A 20,810-nucleotide genomic window follows, 5' to 3' on the forward strand; every position below is an offset into this window, starting at 1 on the left:
ATTTGCAGCGAAACCTGAAAACAGGCTAATTCCACATAAAATAGAAGGTTGTGCCGGGCTGTACAAGCGCTCTCTTGTTCGATTTATGCGCCATTGCTAATATTTTCCTCCGTTAGCTAAGCGCCGTTGTAGCTCAGCTGGTAGAGCAGCTCACTCGTAATGAGCAGGTCGAAGGTTCAAGTCCTTTCAACGGCATCAGAGACACCGAGGTAGTTAGCAAGGCCGCATTCCATGAAGCGGCTTTAAATACTGAACAACAGACTAGAGGTCACCTGTAGCGAACAGGGGGCCTACCTCTCCAGCTCGGGCTAGCGGGTATCCGTGGTAGATTGTTTGAAACGTAGTCCGCCAGCTACTGGCGGGTATGATGTCAAGTTTGGCTCCCCCAGGCTCAGGGAATATAGCGGCGCTGTTAAGCGATGAAAGCAGTTAATGGTAGCCGCCTATCAAATTCGACCAGCATCTGGCCTTCTCGAAAAATCGTGATGGATCACCTGCGCTGAATACCTGCTCACCTTCCAGGTTGGCTGAGCAGAAACCAGTGTAGCGACAAGTACCCTGGACCATAGTCCGATGATCCTGGCGTTGTTTTGCATGCTATCCTCAAAGCTGTTGACGAACGCATCTTGCGGCTCTGCCACGATTTCTGACCGGGTTGGAACATCTAACAGTCCGAGATCGAACCTGAGTGCTCCATGCGTAGTTGCACGTCATTGCTGACATGCGGTTTTATCGAGCAGGGGGCCAGGGCTAAATTTTCGGATTTCTCCAAGCTGATAGAGTTGGATTGGCCATCGAATTGGTAACCTATGTTCAGAAGCAGCAAGGCAATTTAGAAACTATTCAAGGCTTGAAAGGAGCATCAATCAAAAACCTCCGCCGTAGCCTGCGCTTTTGCTAGACAACATGCATATGAGCAAATAGATATCCTAAGGAGCCCTTTCCATCAACAAAGTTTAAGAGGCCCTGTCCTTTGGCCTAACTTGGGCTTTACCGAAATTGATAGTGACTGTTATCTATGTTATTGAAATAGAAGTTGAAACGATGATTGAAACTTAACTTTTGTAATATTTTGAAATTTATTATATTGAATATACTAAAAATATATGCTAAATGTACAGATTAATCTGTATTCGTAATTTTATGATAATTTTCTGTAGGCTAAATTCACCTGATAGCAGGGATTAAGGTTTATAGAATATTAAAAATATTTTTATTTATTTAAAGTAAAAGAAGAGTATCTCAATCCAATGGAATGGATGAGCGAATTTGGAGCGGCAGCAGCCGTAGCCACGCTAGGGACAGTTTTTGTTGCGGGTGTCTTTAAGGCAAGTAATACAGCTTATCTTGCGCTCACAGCACTCCTCATTAATACGGTGATCGTATTACTGGCGGTCTCGAATACCTCTGCGCTTGATATTTTAGGGTTAAATCCCATAACAACCGAACTGTTAAATTTTTCGGTCTGGTCAGTTCTTTTCCTTTGCGTTGCTATAAGAATAGACTTCAGAAGAAAAGTCTTTTTTGTTGCCTTCTGGTCCACTTGGACGATTTCGTTTTCCGTTTTACTGCTCGATAGCGATAATAGTTTTTTATTGCCTTGGGTAGAATTACCCGTGTTACTAGCGACAAGCTTTATGCTGCTGTACACGCTTGAGAGGCTTACCAAATCACAACGCCTCGATACAGAGGCGTTCGTTCTTTTACTTATGATCGCCGTTTTATTCATCGTGGATATCAGCCGATACACAATCGCCTTTGTGTACGAGCAAGAAAATATTGGTGTCCTGATGCGCAGCTTTAGCTATTGTTTTATATCTATATTAGCTCTCATTTGGCTGTCAATTTTCGATGGCACACGTACTTGGAATTCGAGAGTAAAAATTTCACAAACCGCTGCATACTATGGGTCTATTATATTTTCCACCGGACTTATAGTGTCGCTTATAATTATATTTTATTCATTAATAAATGCCAGTAACGGATTTTTAGTTAATGCGTTAATGTCATCGACTCTCTTTATACTTTCTGGTTTGGCAATATTTTCAATAATGTCGATAAAATTTAGAAGTAAAGCGAGAGTATTCCTAAATAAAAATTTCTTTAGTCATAAGTACGACTATCGATCAGAGTGGATAAAAATTAATAAATCGCTATCTGAATTTGATGAAGGTGAGCGATTTGAAGAGGTTGCTTTAAACTCTATTATAGATGTGGTGAGCGGTGAAGAGGGCGGGCTTTGGTTGAAGGAAGGTGCCAACTTTCGTCTAGCAGCCCACTCTAATTTATTCGAGTTTAGAAAAAATATAAGCTTATACGGTGCTATGCTCAATAGGTTTTATTCTGATCATTGGATTTTCTGCCCGAGTGCATCTCCCGGAAGTAAACTAGCTAAGTTTAATCATGAACTGCCACTAGAGTTAAGCAAGATCAAAGGACTCTGGTTGGTGATCCCCTTGCAAATAGGTAATAAAGTAATCGGGTTTGCTGCAATCGTAAATAATAAGAATGAGCACCTTATCGATTGGGAGGATTTGGACATTATCCGTAATGTTAGTGGACAAATAGCGGGCTATCTTCAACTTCACATATATGAAAAGCGTGAAGAAATTCAAGCTCAGCTGGCAACGTACTCGCAAATGAGTACGTTTCTTGTACATGATTTAAATAATGTCACGGCCCAGCTGTCGATGATCGTAACCAACGCAGCGAAATATAGAACGAATCCTGAATTTATAGATGATACCTTTGAAACCGTTGAAAATGCTTCGCAGCGACTGAATACCTTGACTGGCAGGTTAAATAGCGGGAGAGCTGAGGCACAAGAGCTTTGTACGATAAATGATTTGATTACGGCAGTTAAGTCCTCTACTAAAAAAGGCTTTCCTGAACCAGAATTCGCTTTTGAAAAACGTATGGCGAAGCGAATTCTCTGTGATAAACAAAAACTATCTATGGCGATATCGCATCTTATAAAAAACGCCCAAGATGCCAGTGATGCGCTCGGAAAGATTTTTGTAGAAGCTAAGATGGAGGGGCCTTGGGCTGTTTTTACTATTCGTGATAATGGCACCGGCATGTCACAGAAATTTATCCAGACAAAACTTTTCAAACCTTTTGAAACAACCAAGAAAGAATCGGGTATGGGTTTAGGGGTTTTCCTCACAAAGCAATACGTAGAGCAGATCGGAGGTGCTCTAGAAGTTATAAGTGAGATTGGGGTAGGAACGGAGTTCGTGATCCAGCTGCCTTTAGTTGAAGAGCGAGAAGAAATAGTTGAAAGCAAAGGACTGTAGTATGACTAATAAATTTAAACCTATGTTGCTCGTTGTGGAGGATGATCCAATACTCCGAAAGCAATTGAAATGGCACTTTAGTGATTATCAATTTCTCGAAGCGAGCACCTGTGATGAAGCAATCGCTATTGTAAAAAAATACAGACCAGCTGTGATATTACAAGATTTGGGTATTCCTCCTGAGCCTGAAGGCGTTGAGGCTGGCATGAAATGTATCTCTGAGATACTTAGTGTACATCCAAATGGCAAGTTGATAGTGATGACTGGGCGTGGTGATCATGCAAATGCGATTCGTGCAATATCGCTAGGAGCCCAAGATTTTTTCCAGAAGCCGGTTTCCCCTCAAACATTGGATTTCATAGTAGAGAGGGGGTTCAGGATATCTAATCTACAATCCGGCATACAGCACGGAGATATCGACGCGAATGATCTAGTATCAGAACTTCATACAAAGAATGAGGCGATGATCAAAGTATGTAAAACTATAAAGAAACTGGCTCCGACAGACATAACCTGTACCCTGTTAGGAGAGAGTGGTGTAGGTAAAGAAGTATTGGCGAATGCGATCCATCGTAATAGTGATCGACGTGACCGTAAGTTTATGGCGATAAACTGTGCTTCGATACCAGAGAACCTAATCGAAAGTGAGTTATATGGTTACGAAAAAGGAGCATTTACCGGTGCAATAAAGCGAAGTGAAGGGAAGATTGAAAGTGCTAGCGGCGGCACTCTATTTCTTGATGAAATAGGAGATATGCCTTTAAGTATCCAAGCGAGTTTACTCCGTTTTCTTCAAGAACGAAAAATACAGAAATTAGGTAGTACGAAAGATATCCCCGTCGACGTTCGCGTTGTGTGCGCGACTAATAAAAACCTGCTAGAGATGGTTGCTAATGGTGATTTTCGAGAGGATCTCTACTACCGCATTTGCGAATACGTTATAAAGATACCTTCACTTAATGATAGGAGAGAAGACAAATTATCCCTTGCTAACTCTTTCCTAAATGAAGCAAAGAAAAAATATAATCCTGCCATAACAGGATTTACACCGAAAGCACAGAAAGAAATTATCGAGTTCGATTGGCCTGGAAATATTAGAGAGTTAGAAAGCAGAGTTAACATAGCAGCAGTAATGGCTGAAAATTCGTTGGTGACCGCTGAAGATATGGGCTTCCCGGTTGAAGAGGATGAAGGATCTTTAGCCGAAAAAGAAGATAATGCCGTTGATGATAGCACTCTTAATGTAATGTTAGATACAACATTAAATCTTAAGGATGTTCGAAGACAAGCCGAAGTAGTGACGATTAAACAGGCTCTTGATAGAACTAAATCTATCTCAGAAGCGGCTAAGGTTCTCGGCGTATCGAGACCGACACTCTATGACCTAATGAAAAAATATAGTCTGGTTTCTTGAGCGTTATGAGAGAAGTGTTTTTGATCTTTTTTTAACGCGAAAAATTAAATGATAAAAAATAGCTATTAGAACACCCATTATATTAGATATGGAATCGTAGACTGAAAATTCCCGACCTGTTGTTGCTATATGTTGAATAGCTTCTGAGCTTAAAGCGAATATTATAACTAAAGCAGTTAAAACGATGCGGTAACGTTTCGAAGTGATGCTAAGTGTTCCAATAGTTAGGCCTACGAAAAGTGATAAGTGGATTAGCTTGTCAAAGGGGTTGGGAATGCGCAAAGTGACGATGTCAGTCAGCATCCCGATGATAAGCGTTGCAGCTAAGATGCAGCCGATAGCCACAAGGGGTATACGAGATCTGATATCGGGCATAATGAGACCTCAAAATTCTCTTTTAGCACGTATGCCGACTTTAAATTCTTCGAAGGAGTTGCTTGGAAGAAACGCGTTACGATCCTGATAAGAGCTGTAAACGCTCAATGAAAAATGCCTAGTTAGCTGAGAAGAGAGCGAAAGGTCTGTTTTCACCTCTTCCCAACTGGTTGCCTGGGAATCCGGTGTCTTGTACTCCGAGTAGCCTAGACGAAACGATGCAGTCTTCCTGGAGCTGAGGCGATAACTGAAAGTGTGTAAAAGACTCAAGGTGTCCGAATCTAACTGGCTATTCTCATATCGTTCGGTGAAAAATGCGACCGTCGTGTTGTTGGTACAAAGACCGCAGAGTCCAGTATACAAATATGAGATCCTATAGCGCTCTTGAATGAACTCCTCTACAAGACTTCTGTTGGAGAAATTGTCCAAAAGTGCATCGGGATCCGCGCTGGCTGACGTTGTGTCGGTCACCTGTCTGGATGCGGAGAATTGGAGCTCATTATGTCCACCAGTAAAGTTAAGCCCCAGTTCGAATGTCGGTGTTTCGATCGAGTCTTTAGAACCTGCATCAGAGTACATGTAGCCACCCTCGATGAAGTAAGAAACACTTCGTAGTTCACGTGAAAAAGCGATGCCCCAGGAGGCTCTATCCGTGCTTGGTACGGATTCGTATTCGGTTCTGCTGAAAGACGCATTGAGTGAAGCGCGGTTTAAGGGGGAAAGCAATCGCAGCGCTGATAGGTCAATACCTAACTCTTCGCTATCCAGTTCAGCACGATCCTCGTTTCGATTAAGGCTTACGCGAGGCGTAAAATTTAAAGAGTCGATTGATGTGAGTCTGATATCTTTAGAAAGCGCTGTCGTCAGATGGTGGGTAGTGGCAGAGTTTCCTGGGCTGGAGGGTGCCGCTGGATCAATCAGTGACAGCGAGGATATATGAGATAACTGAAACTGTGTTAAGGGACTAAAATTGTAATTGTAATCGAGGGTCCCGGTTAGCTTCGTGTCATTATCCTGAGAGCTTTTCGCGTAATTGAAATAAGTTAGCCCATAGCTTAACTCCAGCAACTGATCGCTGTTTTCAAAAGCATGTGCTGCAGATAGAGAAAGCTTATCTTGTCTTTCCGTTATAGTGCCTTCATTCACCTGAGTCGCGTTATTAGAGAGTGCCGAGTCTATCTCGATGCTAAATTCGGCCGCATTCACAGGTAATCCGATAGCAATCGCCATGAAAACAGACGACTGTAGTGGCAGTCTGAGGTTACAGGAGATCACAGGCTTTTCCGCTTAGAACGTTAATTCTGGGACTGTAATAATATCCGACGGATAGAGCGGATAGTTGTACCTGAGATCACCTTGTTCAATAAGTGCGTCTAAGTCCACGTCGAAAAATTTAACACTCTCATCAGCCTGTTTTCTAACAAGCCGGGCGCTTGATCTATCGGCAAAATCGTTGGTACCGCCGGCAAGCAATACCAAATCTAGTACGGTCATTCCCTCTGACCACTTCACGGTGAGTGGTGAGTCTACTGCACCGGTGATCCTAACTCTGCGGGTGAATTCGTCACTGTTGATCTCTTTAACTATCACCGTGACTTGGGGGTCTCTGACGAACTCTTCCAGCTTCACCTGGATCTCGGAAGCAAGCGAGCTTGGTTTATCGCCTTTCGCCTGTATGTCCCCTAATAGAGGAAGAGTTACGAAACCGTCCGGGCGAAGTGCAGTAACGACAGATAGCTCGGGGTTGTTCCACACCCGTATGTCGAGTACATCGCGCTCACCAATGGTGAAGGGCTTTGACTCTAAGGTGCTATCGGTAAGTCCGTTATGCTCGGAAGGCGGTGAGGGAGAAGTCGTGGTACAGGCGGAGGCCAAAACACATCCCGCAGTCAGTAAAAATGAGCCAATAATTGGTTTCATGCGAAAATACTCATGTATTAAATCCATTTAATTGAAAGCAACTAATCACACCTTCACGGAAAAATCCTAACCCAGGATTTATTTTAGGTCTAGTTAATTGGCATGTAATTAAAACGCAGATAAATAATTTTTGAGTGTGCGTGTTGGGTGGCGTCGATAAACTTTACATCTGGAACCAATTCGTTGACTGTATCGTCAGATAAAAGTCTAAACTATTGATTTATATTGAGAATCTATGTGTTGGCCTGATTTTGGCTACTAGCGAACCGCGCGGGTCTGGTTGTCAACGCGGATAAGTAAATTAAGTGCCCCTTTAAATTAAAAGGCGAGCACATGGACTTGGATTGAATGGAGAACTTCCTATTATGAATGCTACAAAAATATTGATGGCTTGCCTGGCTATGCTATCTGCCGTTGCTGTAATGCCAGCGCACTCTGCAACGCTGGAATACGGCTCACCGCTATCCTTTAATTTTCAGGGTGATGATCCGTTGGGTGATTATGAGGAAGTGACGTGGGATTTTGATGTCGCAGACTCGAATCTTCAAACCATTGACTTCACTGGCTGGGTTAACCCAACAGAACGTTATGATAGCGCGACTGGTGAGTTTGTATCGGTCGTCGTTAACTGGGTTCTCGAGTTTTCAGCCGATAGTGGCTTGAGCTGGAGTGTAATTGATAGCCTCACAAGTACTGATCTCGTTAACGAAGCCTCAGTTTTAGCGTCTCTTGGTACTTATCGAGTCACAGTTTTTGGAGAATTCGATCAGGCTCATTTGCGAGTATCTGCTGTCCCGATTCCCGCAGCAGCCCTTCTTTTTGGAACCGCCCTCATAGGCTTTGCCGGTTTTCAGGCACGTCGTAAGGTTTCGTAAGACGAAGAGGTAACTGGAATAGAGTACGAAATACAAGGAAGGGCGGAGCTCTTCTTTGTATTTCTATTTTTCAGAGTCGGCTGACAGGCGCTGCAAAAAATATGGGAAAGTAATGAGCTATAAGCTCATCTATACGCGTCGACAAACGTTGGATTTAATATGGAAAATTTTGCAGGACGCTCATTGCTCCAACGTCGAAGCCCGATATCAGTAATGATTCAGGCTGGAGTGGATGTGACAGTTGTCATGTTAGTCTTCTGGTTAGTAGCTACTGCCTTTGACGGCAATTTTCTACTTAATCATCTTATCGTACTTCTATTGACGTTGATTTTGATGGCCCTTGTTTTCGATAACCAGGGGATCTACCGGCGCAACCGCGGTTATCTAAAAAAATCCTGGGATCTTATTCGGTCTTGGACGGTTGTAGCGACTATCTCACTCTCTATCGTATACCTGCTTAACATCTTGGATGACATCGACCGAGAGATGCTGATTGCATTCTTTGGTGGTTCGATATTGCTTCAGATGTTAAGTCACATACTCTTTAGGCTCCTATCAACAAGAATCAAAGCAGAAAGCGTGCGTGTGGCTACGATTGGCAAGTCGTCCAGCACAGCGTCAATTGCGCTTAAAATTGGTAACAATCCATGGCTTAAAGAGAAGGTGGTCGGCACCTATCTTGTAGATGCCGGTCCAGAACTTGGTTCGAGTCACGGACTGAGTGAAAAGGTGATTACTGAGTTAAAAGAAAGTGGTGTGTCCAAGATCTATCTGTCCCTTCCTCTGAAGGACACTCACTTGGTTGATACATTGTATAGCAAGTTAGCGCCCTACAACTTTGATGTTCTTTGGGTGCCTGACTTCGGCTCTCTCAAGTTGATTAATCCGAGCTTTCGCGAACTATCGGGCTCTCCTGTTATATCTCTTTCAGAAACCCCTCTTTTAGGTGTGCACCGTCTAAAGAAAGATCTCTTTGACCGAATTTTCGCCGTTTTTGCTCTAATGATTTTCGCGCCAGTAATGATAGCCACTGCTGTCGCTGTGCGTCTTTCGTCGCCTGGACCTGTTTTCTATCGGCAGAATCGAACGGGGTGGGACGGGCGGATATTCCAGATTTGGAAGTTCAGGAGTATGCGGGTCCATCAGCCAGATGAAGGTTTTATTCAGCAAGCGACGAAAGGGGATCCAAGAATTACCAGTGTTGGTCGCTTTATTCGAAAAACCAGTATCGATGAGCTTCCTCAGCTGTTCAATGTTCTTGACGGCAGCATGTCGATTGTTGGCCCTCGTCCTCACGCAATAGAACATGACCAGCATTATTCAAAAAAAGTGGATGCATATATGGACCGGCACCGAATTAAGCCAGGTATCACTGGCCTGGCACAAGTGCGTGGTTACCGAGGCGAAACAGAAACAGACGAGCTGATGCGAAAACGTGTTGAAGCCGACGTTGAATACATCAACAGCTGGTCGTTGTGGTTGGATCTAGAAATTATCTTTCGAACGGTTTTAACGCTATTTAACAAGCGCGCTTATTAGGGTCGACTGCCATATGTATAGTGATGAAGAAGAACAGGGTATTGAAATTCCAAAGAAATACTTGGCGGCCTTCGACCGTTATAAGGTTTTGGTGATTATAGCGATATTCGCACTGGCGACGATAGCTTTCATTGTTTCTAACTTAATACCCGCTGTTTATCGCTCTCAGTCTGTGGTTTTGGTCGAAACTCAGCAGATTCCGGATGATCTTGTTAGATCTACCGTTACTTCTATTGCGGCTGAGCGTATACAAATTATCAAGCAGCGTGTCATGACTCGCGCAAAGCTTTTGGAAGTTGTGAACAAGTATCCTTCGTTGACTGAAAGTAGAGAAGGGAAAACAGTATCCGGGTTCCTTACCGAGATCCGAAACGATATCACCGTAGAGTTGATTAACAGTGATAACCGTAGACGTAACGCAACTGTAATAGCATTTCGTGTGGGCTTTGATGCAAAAGACCCAACGGTGGCACAGAATGTCGCTAATGATTTAGTTACCTTGTTTCTAAATGAGAATGTTACAGCGAGAACCGAGAGGGCATCTGAAACTACAAGCTTTTTAGAATCCCAGGCCACGAAAATGGAGCATCGCTTATCTGAAATTGAGCAGGCAATAGCGGAATTTAAAGCGAAAAATAAAGATGCCCTTCCCGAACACCTAGATCTTTACGTATCTATGTTAGACCGGGCTAAAACTACCGCAGCGGAATTGCAGAGAGAGATTCAGTCAACAAAAAATCAGATAGATCTGCTGGAAATTCAATTGGCAGAGCAGCCAGTCAATCGAAGTTTAACCGACCCAGTCTTGGCAAAGCTTCGTGCCGATTATCAAGCGTTACGAACCAAGTATACCGATACTCATCCCGATGTTGTTAGCATGAAAACGCAGCTTGAATCGTATCGTCCAGTAACAACAAGCTTGGAAAATCATAGTAACAATCTAATTGAAGAACGTGTTGAGGAAGGAAAACTAAGAATTGTATCTTTAGAAAACGAAATTAGTGAAAAAAAAATAGAGATCGAAGATTTAGAGACAAAGATTATAAAAATTCCTCAGGTTGAGCGCGGCTTAGTCTCCTTAAATCGAGACTATAACGTCATCAAAGCACAATACGATAAAGTAGTTGCTAATACAATGCAGGCTCAGATGGCTGAGAGTCTAGAACAGGGTAGTAAAGCAGAGAGGTTCTCGATACTTGAGCCTGCTCAATTACCGGACCGGCCGTTTAGTCCGGATCGTAAAAAGTTGTTGGTTGCAGGAGTAGGCGGGAGTCTCGCAATCCCGTTAGGGCTTGTGTTATTGATCGGCTTTATGGATCGAAGCATAAGGGATGAGAAAGAGTTGGAAAAGCTAATCGGAGCTCCCCCGATAGCTGTTGTTGGCTATATAGAAACTAAAGCCGAAGTGTTAGCGAAAAAGAAAAAATTAAGTCGAACCCTATTGGTTATATTTGTTCTTTCTATAGGGGGGGCTTTAGCGGTTCATCTTCTATATATGCCTTTAGATGTTATTTATTTGAAAATTATTTTTAAATTATCCAATTTAACGGGGGCTTAATAATGTCGACTTCAATTATAGACGTTGTTAATAAGGCCGCAAAAAAAGATCCAGACATAGTTGAAAAAAACTTAGTATCCGGCTCTAGAGATACAGTAATAGACAATTCAAGAAAAGAAAATATAAAACCTATCGAATACACAACGACAAGAGTCATCAACGTTGATCGGTCTGCAATGTTGGAAAATCGGGTTGTATCTTTAGAGAAAGAGAACCCGGATTCGATCGCATTCTCTATGTTGAGAACAAAAGTTCTCTCTGAGATGAGAGCTAATGACTGGACTAGTTTGGCTATTTCTGCGCCCACTCCTGGCGCAGGAAAGTCTCTAGTAGCGGTTAACTTAGCTGTCAGCATTGCCTTGGAAGCAAACCAAACGGTATTGCTTGTAGATATGGATTTGAGGCAACCATCAATACACCGTTACTTCGGTATTGAACCCAAGTACGGGATAACGGATCACCTTGGAAGCAATGTATCTTTAGGTGAGATTATGTTTAATCCCGGTATCGAACGTATATCTGTAATTCCAGGACGTAAGAGGATAGTAAACTCATCCGAAACGTTAGCAAGCTTAAAAGTAAAAGAGTTAGTGGCAGAACTTAAGTCACGATATCAGAAGCGGCTAGTTATCTTCGATTTACCACCATATCTTGTTTCCGACGACGCTCTTGTATTTTTACCCTATGTTGACTGTTCTTTGTTGGTAGTTGAGAGCGGCAAAAATAACAAATATGAAATAGAAGAATCGTTGAGTATGGCGAAGGTCAGACCTCTTATTGGAACAATCTTGAATAAAGATAGAGCTTTTAAAAAGATTAACGTTTATTAGGGGCTAACATTTTGAAACTAGTAGCTTTATTAGTGCTTATATTATTAGCCAGGCCGCTTCTAGCTGATACGACATACTATATCGACCCTACAAATGGAAGCGATGAAAATAACGGTAGCAAAGATTATCCTTGGAAAACGATACAGGGTTCTATAAAAAACTCTCATGTAGCCTTCGGGAAATGGAAACTGCCATATAATGCCGATAGGCCGAGAGTCGTTTCTGTTTCTAGTGTTGAGAGCGAAAGCATTACACTCATATTAAAACCTGGATTCTACGGTAGGCTTGAAATTATCTCTAAGATTTTTGAAAAAGAATTAACTATAAAATCTGAATATCCATATAAAGCAGTATTCGATTCGGTTTATATAAAGTCTTCGGGGAATATTAAAATAGAGGGCTTAACAATAACCCGAAGCGTTACGCATGATGAAAGTAAACATAATTTATTTAGCGCTGTTACACACGATTGGACAGGACCGTCGAAGAATATAACGCTCAAAAATAGTCTCCTATATTCTAAATTTGGTAGAGATCAATGGAGCGTAGATGATTGGCTTAAATTTGATCTGGTGAAAGGGATCGATTCTGATGCTGAACAATCAAGGTATATAGGTAATATTATAATAAACACGTCATTTGCCGTGACTATATCTGGAAAAGACACCCTTGTTAAAGAAAATGTTATCAACGGATTCAGGGGAGATGGGATCAGGAGTATTGGGGATGATAATACCTTTGAAAGTAATGTGATAATTAATTCATTCGATGTCGATGAAAATCATGATGATGGTTTTCAGGCCTGGGTTAAAAGAAATGAAGAGGCGATTAGGCGAAATCGACTGATTAATAATGTGATAGTAGCACGGACGGATTCTAATGGGACTTTATATTCAAATAACCAGGGAATAGGGTTGTTTGATGGTATGTACGATAATTGGGAAATAAGAGATAACTTTGTAGTAGTAAATCATTGGCATGGATTGTCGATGTACGGAATTACCAACTCTGAGATCATGCGAAATGTTGTTTTTGATCCGTTTGAAGACAGAGTAGGTCCTGCTGAAATAAGAGTTATGCCGGCAAAAAATGGAGATGCGAGCGCGAATAATATTCTACGTAAAAATTGTGCTCATAATTATATAGGTATTGATAGTACAGAAATAAGAACTAATAAGAAAATTAACTATCCCACTAATATAGACGCGTTGAACCCAGGCCATCTAGGGATTAAAGAAACGACTAGTTACGATGAAGTAATATCTTTATTAAAGGACTACCGTAAAAAAGTAGAGGCTCATTGCGATGGACGATAAATTAGTAATCGTGATGATCGCCGCCTACAACGCGGAAGAATATATTTGTGAAACAATCGAGAGCATACTGGTTCAGTCATATAAAAACTTTAAAGTCGTTATATGCGATGACTGTAGTACGGACCAGACAGTAAATAAAATAGAAGGTTTTAAAGATAGGCGTATAGAGCTTATTAAAAATAGTGAAAATCTAGGGAAGTCAGTATGCCTAAATAAAATAATCGAAGCTACGGATGGCGATTTTTATATGATGCAGGATGCTGATGATACATCGCATCCAGACAGAATTAAATTATTAGTTAGTTTCATCGAATTAAATCCGTCAGTAGATCTTATAATGTCGGGGTATCAATTAATTATAGATAACGAAAGTTGTTGTCCTCGTGGTACGGATTTAACTATTAATGAATGCCAGGAACTTGTAGCCCAATATAAAATGCCCTCTCATGATCCTACTATGTTTATAAAAGCCGTCGTGGTTTCTGAGGTTAGGTTCGATCGCACTTTAAGGATAGGTCAAGGATTGGATTTTATCTTAAGAGTAGGCGAAAAATATAATATATCTGTTATTGAAAACGTTCTTTACAACTATCGAGTACATCCATCTTCGATCACGAGGATGAAAAGAAAAAAACGTAATACAATGATTTCAAAAATTAAACTAGAAGCTTACGAAAGACGGAAAGTAAATTCTAAAATACCAATAATAAATTATCCGCATGCTAATAGTGACAGTGATAAATATAATAATTTATACGTACACTTTATAGAATCAGTACGTTACCTTCTGCAACGAAGAAAAATTAAAAATGCGTTTTGTGTTTCTTTTAAAAGTATAAGGTATGGAAATTTTGTTATGATAAATTATTACAAGCCACTCGCTATAGCTATAATTAATTTAGGTTTGATTAGATGCTACCCCTAATTATACGGAAAGATTTTAGACATTTATTACTGAAGCTTAGAACTAAGTACTTTAATGTCTTATGGAAGATGAATATATCTGACACTGCTCTGATCTCTTTTAAAGCGAAACTTGATCGAACGAATCCTAAAGGTATAACTATTGGAGAATACACGCATATAGCTTTTGGTGCTGTTTTACTTACACATGATATGTCTAGGAATCTTCATAGTAAGATTAAGATTGGTTCAAATTGTTTTATTGGAGCTAACAGCATCATACTACCCGGCGTTGAAATTAACGATGGTTGTATAATAGCAGCGGGAAGTGTTGTAACGAAATCTATTAGTCCTAATTCTATAGTGGCTGGTAACCCAGCCAAGGTCATACGAACAGGTATTAAAGTTGGAAAATATGGCGTTATTAAAAAATAGCCAATTTAATCGAACGATTGCTTTTTTATTTGTGATTTCTTGTTTCGTTCCCGCAAGTCTGCATATTGATTTTTACGGCCTACGATTAGAATTCTATCGTTTTTTATTAATTATATTCATGCTTTCTAATCTAGGCGTTATTTTTAAATCCGTTGATAACAAAGAAAATAGATTACTGGCATTATTTTGTTTATTAGCCGCACTTTCTTACATATTAAATAATGGATTATCCTACATTGTTAGTGGGATAATATTGTTTTTAGAGGTATACGTTGTTTTCATCTTGGCTAGATATTGTTTCGAAAATTCATATTTACAATATAAGTTAATAAAATTAGTTGGTGTGATCTTTATCTTCCTGGTGCCTTTTGCTTTAAAAGAGGCTAATGATGGAATAAGAACACTGCAATTGCTCGGAGCCCAGATATCGGGAACAGAGACTTCTAGTTACCTTGGCGATAATTATTTCAGATACGGTATTCATAGAAGTAGTACAGTCTTTAGTCATCCGATTCTATACGGGGTAATAGCGGCTGCTTTTATACCTATATTTATGGTTTCAACTAAAGGTTTATTTCGTGTTGTTACAGTATTTTCATTGTTAGTTGGAGTCGTCGTTTCAGTTTCAAGTGTCGCTTTTATGATGTGTGCGGTATTTTTGGTCGCTTATATTTTAAAAAGAATATCAGCATACTACAGAAACATATATAGAGATTTTATACGGACTGGGATAATACTCTTTTTTATACTGTCAATTCTATCAAATAGAGGTCCGATACTTTTCTTCATACAAACGTTTACGTTGAATAGTAATACCGCTTTCACGAGATATCAGCAATGGCAATTCGCAATGGACGATATACTGAGAAATCCATTTTTTGGATACGGGTTCGGAGAATGGACAAGACCTCATTGGTTAGCTCCTAGTATTGACAGCTATTGGTTAAACTTAACGTTAGAAAATGGTATTACGGCGTTATTAATTATATTTTTGTTCTGTGTAGTTGTTTTGAAAAAAATGATGAGGGCGTATTCTTATAACCGCAATGCGAAAATATATGGTTATATAATCGCGCTAATATCATTATATATCGCCGCATTTACGGTCGATTATTTTGACCGCGCTCAAATATTTTTCTATTTTATATCCGGATTTTCATTGGGATTACTTACATCCGAGCATAAAAAATCATTAAAGAACGTTAATGCAAAGACCGTAGAGTAAAAACCAAACGAACGAGCAGATTATGAAAATTCAATTTACTAAATATAATGGAGACAATGATGGCGATGAAACGCTCACATCTCGAGCGGTTAAGGGGATATCATACACATTAAGTTCAAAAATACTAATAGTACTTTCGCAGCTTATCACGCTTTTGGTTTTAGCCCGAATCTTGACGCCTGAAGACTATGGGCTAGTAGCATATGTAAGTATTTTCACTGGTATTGCTACTCATTTGATGGAGGCGGGTATAAGTACTGCGATAATTCAGCGAAAGATAGTTAACCATTCAGAAGTGTCTAATCTTTTTTGGGTTAGTTTTAGTGTCTCTTCTTTACTAACGATAGTATTTATAATTTTAGGATATTTTATCTCCTATTTTTATAGCGACATCCGCTACTTTTATGTTTTTTCGGCTACTAGTCTTGTCTTTATTTTTTCCGGCGCCTCGATACAGCATGATGCTATATTAAGACGGGGAATGCAGTTTAAAGAGATTTCTATTCTAGACCTTACTGCGAAAGTTTTAAGTTCTGCTATTGGTGTTTCATCTGCGGTTTACGGTCTTGGATATTGGTCTTTAGTTTATATGACTGTTAGTTATCCTTTTATATTGTCTTTGTTGAGGTGGATTTATTCAGGCTGGCTTCCATCATTTTATGACCGTACTACTAAAATTTATATGTTTTTGAATGTCAGTTCTTTTGTTTTGATAGGAAATATTATTAATTATATTATTATAAATGTGGTCGGTTACTTTATACATTATATCGGTGGCTTGTCGTCATTAGGCTATTACAATAGATCGCTAAATATTGCGACCATTTTTAGTAAACAATTTCTTACTCCAATGATAGCGGTTACGCAGCCTGCGTTTTCTAAGTTGCAAGGTAATAACGAAAGAGTCTCTGACAAATTGATGTTGGTGTATAACTCAATTTTGTTATTGTCGGTAGTGACCGGAGTTATCTTGTATTGTAACTCTAATATTATTATTGACTTGTTGCTGGGTGACGCCTGGATTTCAGCGTCAGAGCTTTTTCAATATCTAATAATATTATCTGTGCTCGGACCTGTTAGTAACTTTCTTTCTGTAGGTATGAACACTCTAGGCAAAGTTAAGGAATTAGCGATATGGAGAGTGTTTCAACTACTGTTAATTGTTTTAGAGTGTGTAATTGGCTCCAATTGGGGCTGGATGGGTGTTGTAATGGTTTCCTCAGTATCAGGCGTAATGTTTAGGTTTCCATTATTTATCTGGTTTGTATCAAAATATATACCACTTAAACGATCTGTCGCAATCTTTAATTTTTATTATTTACTATTTTTTGTATCTGCATTACTGTTTTTAGATAAAATTTTATATAGTGGCGATAATCATTATAATATCTATATTTTTTCAATTTATTTATCCGTAGGTGCGTTATTTTTTTTAGGAATTATCGCTTATTTAAACAGAGGTTTCAGGTTGGCTATTATCTATGTTTTTAATTCTTTATCGGCTATTTTTTTAAAGATGAAATCTTAGCGGTCACTTAAATTTTTTGTTAAAAGGTTATTAATTCATGGCTTTGGCCTTATCGCCTAATTGCAAATTGAATTCAATATTGAAGGTGTTAACTAAGCGAACAGTAATCTCACATGCGTTGTGCGTGCTGCCTACGTATTTAAGCAATCAAATGTGGTTCGCTAGCTTAAAAAAAAGTCCAATCTCGACACTTAGGTTAGAAGTAGTTGCAGATAGTAGGCTGAGGATATGGGGCGAGAAGGTACGTTTTTTCAACGCCTGGCTGGGATGAATTGATGTTTAGGGGGGCTACCATAATAAAAAGAAGGGGATGGCTTCGACATTAACTGAAATTGGGTATGGGGCGTCCGTGCGTAAGCAATATATTTTCGTTTGCGTCCCCTGATAGTGATCCGGCGTTGCCGGAGGTGATTTTACTTAAGTATATAGGGAAGCTATATGGATGTGGCGATTCTAACCCAGCCGCTGGGGCATAACTATGGCGGCCTGTTACAGGCCTATGCACTTCAATTTGTTCTCGGAACCTACAAGGTTAATTACATCACAATCGACCGGCTTAAAAACGAGTGCTCCGCATTTGAAACCATAAAACATAGATTGAGAGAAACAAAAGAAATAGTTAGAGGAAGAAGGAAATACTTTTTTTCTAATAAAAGAAAAAACCTCGTTTTAAAAGAACTTATTCGATTTAAGAAAGAACGTATTCACCTATCGATTCCAATCACCAGCGAATCAGGCTTACGGGATTATTTTAAAAATAGGAATTTTCATGCAGTAATCGTTGGTAGTGATCAGGTGTGGAGGCCGCGTTATTCTCCAAGTATTTTGAATTTTTTTCTTGATTTCTTAGATGATATTGATTGTAACGCCAAGAAAGTATCTTACGCTGCTTCTTTCGGAGTCGATTGTTGGGAATACGATGTCAATTTGTCGCTGCGTTGCAAAGAATTATTAGAAAATTTTAATGCGGTTTCTGTAAGAGAAAAAAGCGCTATCGAGCTATGTAGCGAATATCTTAGTAAACACAGCACACTTGTGTTAGATCCAACTTTGCTTCTTGATCCAGATGATTACTTATCGCTAGTACCCGAAGCGAAGGCTAGTAGAGAATACGATATCGTCTCATATATATTAGATTCTAGTGATGTTAAGTATGGAGTAGAAGAATTTATAGCTAATAAATTGAATGCGTCTATCTACTCACTTAAGCCTGATTCTGATCCAAATCATATTTCAATGGTAGATACCGAAAATTATCCTTGGCCTAGTGTAGAAGAATGGATTAATGCGTTTGCTAATAGTCGTTTTATCCTAACGGATTCATTTCATGGCACCGTATTTGCGATAATTTTTAACAAGCCATTCATCGCGCTGGGTAATGTGGATAGAGGTCTTTCCCGTTTTCAATCGTTATTGTCTCTGTTTGGACTAGAGAACCGGTTGGTTACTGATGTATCTGACGTATCTGAGAGGCTACTTAGTACTGATCCCGATTGGGCTTTCGTAAACCAGCAGCGCGAGGAGCTTAAAGAACAGAGTTTAAGTTTTTTATTAGAAAGCATTGGAGCTATTAGAGATGAATGATTCACCTCTAGTATCGATAATTGTACCGGTCTTTAATGCGAGTGAGAGCTTAGAGCATTCAGTAAATTCACTCCTAAACCAATCCTACCGTTACCTAGAAATTATATTAATTAACGATGCTTCTACGGATTCTTCCATTTCGTTAATGAAAAAGTTAGCGGATAAAGATTCCCGAGTGGTATTAATAAATCTTCCTGTTAACGTTGGAGTTCATGGTGCAAGGATTGCCGGGCTTAGTCAGGCTAACGGCGAGTGGATTGGATTCCTTGACTCTGATGACTATGCAAGACCAAGTATGTTTATGAATATGGTCCGAGCTGCTTGTTACTCTCAGGCGGATATAATCGTCTGCGGCTCTGATCGAGTCGATACTCAACGCCGTATCATCGCTAATAAAATTTCATTTAAAAAGTCTAAAGCTTTTAAAGAAAATGTCTTCGAAGATTTTTGTTCATTCAGGTTCGGAACGGGATCATTATGGAATAAAATTTATAAAAAAAATGTGATTAAATCGATCACAGAAATAACATTTCCTTGGCGCCAGGAAATTAATGAGGATATGATAGTTAATGTGATGTGTTTTTTAAAAGCAAAAAGTGTTTACGTTTTATCAGATATCTTACACGAGTATGTTTATCGTGCTGAAAGTGTCACCTCTGAAATGTCAAACCCTTTCGCCTTCACGCAACTACTCAAGGCGTATCTTTTATCTGCACATATTGTAGGTGATTTAGATGTTTCTAAGCTACCTTACATTGCTGATTTGTATCGAACTCAATTTTCTTGGCCTGAGTACAAAATCAATGATTTAGAACTATTAGAAGATTTTTCAGAAGAATTTAAAGTTTCACTCGATATCTTCCCTCAGGCTAAGTCTATTATTCTACCCATGGTAATTGCTAGACCTGATATAGATATCAGCTTCAAGCAAGCTGTTCGGATCGCCTATAAGAGAGTTAAAATACGGTTGTTAAATCTATTACCGACGATTAAGGAGTGATCGTGTCAGTCATAGTCTCATTGACTTCCACCTCGACCAGGATGGAATTATTGAAATATACATTATTGTCATTGATGGATCAGGATTATCCCGCGTTCAGAATTTATCTATCGCTATCTAAAGAGCCTTATCTTATCGATAGTGGAGTAAAGGTGTTACCGCCTTGGCTAAATGACATGGTTTCTATCGGAAAGTTAGAAGTGTATTGGGTAAAAAATACAGGCCCCTATCGAAAATTATTACCCATCATTAATCAGGTAGAAGATGACGATCTTTTGGTTACTTGTGATGATGATGTTATTTACGGCAGGGGGTGGTTATCAAGTCTTATAGAGTCTGCGACAGAATATCCAAAACATGTGGTGTGTGGGCGAGGGAGGACGGTTAAAAAATCTATATTTAGTTCTAGGCCGCAAACTTATCTTCACTGGCCGCTTGCGCATGGGGGGGCGACGGGGTTTGATATTGTCCCAACCGGTGTTGGTGGTGTTGTTTATAACAAGAATCTCTTGGATATGGATTTCATTAATAAAAAAGAATTTATGGATTTGGCGCCACGTCAAGATGATCTTTGGTTTAATAAGGCTCGAGAGTTACTCAATACTCCAGTACATATTTCGGAAAAGGCAGGAAGTTTTTTATTCCCAATAAATGCGCCTGGTGCTTTATTTGACAATAATGCATTTAGTAAAAAATCATCTAAGCGATTCCGTATCATCTCGGCTTTACAGGAAAAAGCTCAAGGTCTAGCCGGCAGGTTAGGTCTACCTATTTGTTCAAATGACGTAGCATATTCAAATATTAATCGGTATGTAAAGAAAAGGGGCTCGCAAATTTAATGGCCTCTTAGGTTAAGGGTTGTTTGGCTAATAAGTGCGACACAGATCGTTCAACTATTGAAAAATAGCCAGCTCCTTACAGTGGTACGTTTTTTCTCGCCCTAATCGCTGGTCTGTTGATCTAGAAAAACCGTATGGATATAGGTTCTTCTTACATAGGTTAACAGCGGAGG

At 39.8% G+C, this 20,810-nt stretch carries 16 protein-coding genes and 1 tRNA gene; 15 read left to right on the plus strand and 2 right to left on the minus strand.

What is annotated here, in order from left to right:
* Positions 1 to 122 precede the first annotated feature (122 nt).
* The 3 genes from CLV83_RS11855 (at position 123) to prsR (ending at position 4,710) form a co-directional block, all read left to right on the plus strand.
* A tRNA-Thr gene (locus tag CLV83_RS11855) sits at positions 123 to 195 on the plus strand.
* 1,055 nt (positions 196 to 1,250) lie between these two features.
* Positions 1,251 to 3,296 (plus strand): XrtA/PEP-CTERM system histidine kinase PrsK, encoded by a 2,046-nt coding sequence (prsK, locus tag CLV83_RS11860; RefSeq protein WP_132292284.1) that lies wholly within the window; start codon positions 1,251 to 1,253, stop codon positions 3,294 to 3,296.
* Position 3,297: 1 nt separating this feature from the next.
* On the plus strand, positions 3,298 to 4,710 hold the full coding sequence (gene prsR, locus CLV83_RS11865; RefSeq protein ID WP_132292287.1) for a PEP-CTERM-box response regulator transcription factor: 1,413 nt from the start codon (positions 3,298 to 3,300) through the stop codon (positions 4,708 to 4,710).
* Between the two features lie 384 nt (positions 4,711 to 5,094).
* Here prsR and CLV83_RS11870 read toward each other — a convergent pair whose 3' ends face one another.
* Positions 5,095 to 6,315: a porin family protein gene (locus tag CLV83_RS11870; protein WP_132292290.1), complete on the minus strand. Its 1,221-nt coding sequence runs from the start codon at positions 6,313 to 6,315 to the stop codon at positions 5,095 to 5,097.
* Between the two features lie 57 nt (positions 6,316 to 6,372).
* Positions 6,373 to 7,005 carry an XrtA/PEP-CTERM system exopolysaccharide export protein gene (locus CLV83_RS11875; RefSeq protein WP_165900293.1) on the minus strand — a complete coding sequence of 211 codons (633 nt, stop codon included), beginning with the start codon at positions 7,003 to 7,005 and terminating at the stop codon, positions 6,373 to 6,375.
* Between the two features lie 365 nt (positions 7,006 to 7,370).
* Between CLV83_RS11875 and CLV83_RS22695 the strand changes: the two genes are divergently transcribed.
* From CLV83_RS22695 to CLV83_RS11935, 12 genes are all read left to right on the plus strand, one after another.
* Positions 7,371 to 7,880 (plus strand): VPLPA-CTERM sorting domain-containing protein, encoded by a 510-nt coding sequence (locus CLV83_RS22695; protein ID WP_207894841.1) that lies wholly within the window; start codon positions 7,371 to 7,373, stop codon positions 7,878 to 7,880.
* A gap of 159 nt (positions 7,881 to 8,039) precedes the next feature.
* Positions 8,040 to 9,419 carry an undecaprenyl-phosphate glucose phosphotransferase gene (locus CLV83_RS11885; RefSeq protein WP_132292296.1) on the plus strand — a complete coding sequence of 460 codons (1,380 nt, stop codon included), beginning with the start codon at positions 8,040 to 8,042 and terminating at the stop codon, positions 9,417 to 9,419.
* A gap of 13 nt (positions 9,420 to 9,432) precedes the next feature.
* Positions 9,433 to 10,977: a hypothetical protein gene (locus CLV83_RS11890; protein ID WP_132292299.1), complete on the plus strand. Its 1,545-nt coding sequence runs from the start codon at positions 9,433 to 9,435 to the stop codon at positions 10,975 to 10,977.
* A gap of 2 nt (positions 10,978 to 10,979) precedes the next feature.
* On the plus strand, positions 10,980 to 11,807 hold the full coding sequence (locus CLV83_RS11895; RefSeq protein ID WP_132292302.1) for a CpsD/CapB family tyrosine-protein kinase: 828 nt from the start codon (positions 10,980 to 10,982) through the stop codon (positions 11,805 to 11,807).
* 11 nt (positions 11,808 to 11,818) lie between these two features.
* Positions 11,819 to 13,123 (plus strand): right-handed parallel beta-helix repeat-containing protein, encoded by a 1,305-nt coding sequence (locus tag CLV83_RS11900; RefSeq protein WP_132292305.1) that lies wholly within the window; start codon positions 11,819 to 11,821, stop codon positions 13,121 to 13,123.
* Positions 13,113 to 14,048, plus strand: a complete 936-nt coding sequence (locus CLV83_RS11905) for a glycosyltransferase family 2 protein (protein ID WP_132292308.1) — start codon at positions 13,113 to 13,115, stop codon at positions 14,046 to 14,048. The genes CLV83_RS11900 and CLV83_RS11905 overlap by 11 nt, the downstream gene beginning before the upstream one ends.
* A gap of 68 nt (positions 14,049 to 14,116) precedes the next feature.
* Positions 14,117 to 14,461, plus strand: a complete 345-nt coding sequence (locus tag CLV83_RS11910) for an acyltransferase (RefSeq protein ID WP_243642373.1) — start codon at positions 14,117 to 14,119, stop codon at positions 14,459 to 14,461.
* The gene (locus CLV83_RS11915; RefSeq protein ID WP_132292314.1) at positions 14,433 to 15,686 is read left to right on the plus strand and encodes an O-antigen ligase family protein; all 1,254 of its coding nucleotides are present in this window, start codon (positions 14,433 to 14,435) and stop codon (positions 15,684 to 15,686) included. The genes CLV83_RS11910 and CLV83_RS11915 overlap by 29 nt, the downstream gene beginning before the upstream one ends.
* A 22-nt stretch (positions 15,687 to 15,708) precedes the next feature.
* Positions 15,709 to 17,214 (plus strand): oligosaccharide flippase family protein, encoded by a 1,506-nt coding sequence (locus CLV83_RS11920; RefSeq protein ID WP_132292317.1) that lies wholly within the window; start codon positions 15,709 to 15,711, stop codon positions 17,212 to 17,214.
* 438 nt (positions 17,215 to 17,652) lie between these two features.
* A complete protein-coding gene (locus tag CLV83_RS11925) occupies positions 17,653 to 18,798 on the plus strand; it encodes a polysaccharide pyruvyl transferase family protein (RefSeq protein WP_132292337.1) in 1,146 nt (381 codons plus the stop codon).
* Entirely contained in the window at positions 18,791 to 19,798 is a 1,008-nt protein-coding gene (locus CLV83_RS11930; RefSeq protein WP_132292349.1) for a glycosyltransferase family 2 protein, read from the plus strand. Before CLV83_RS11925 ends, CLV83_RS11930 begins: the two co-directional genes overlap by 8 nt.
* Before the next feature lie 50 nt (positions 19,799 to 19,848).
* The gene (locus tag CLV83_RS11935) at positions 19,849 to 20,637 is read left to right on the plus strand and encodes a glycosyltransferase family A protein (RefSeq protein WP_165900294.1); all 789 of its coding nucleotides are present in this window, start codon (positions 19,849 to 19,851) and stop codon (positions 20,635 to 20,637) included.
* Positions 20,638 to 20,810: the final 173 nt, after the last annotated feature.

The sequence above is a fragment of the Marinobacterium mangrovicola genome (genome assembly GCF_004339595.1).
GTDB classification, from domain to species: Bacteria; Pseudomonadota; Gammaproteobacteria; order Pseudomonadales; family Balneatricaceae; genus Marinobacterium_D; species Marinobacterium_D mangrovicola.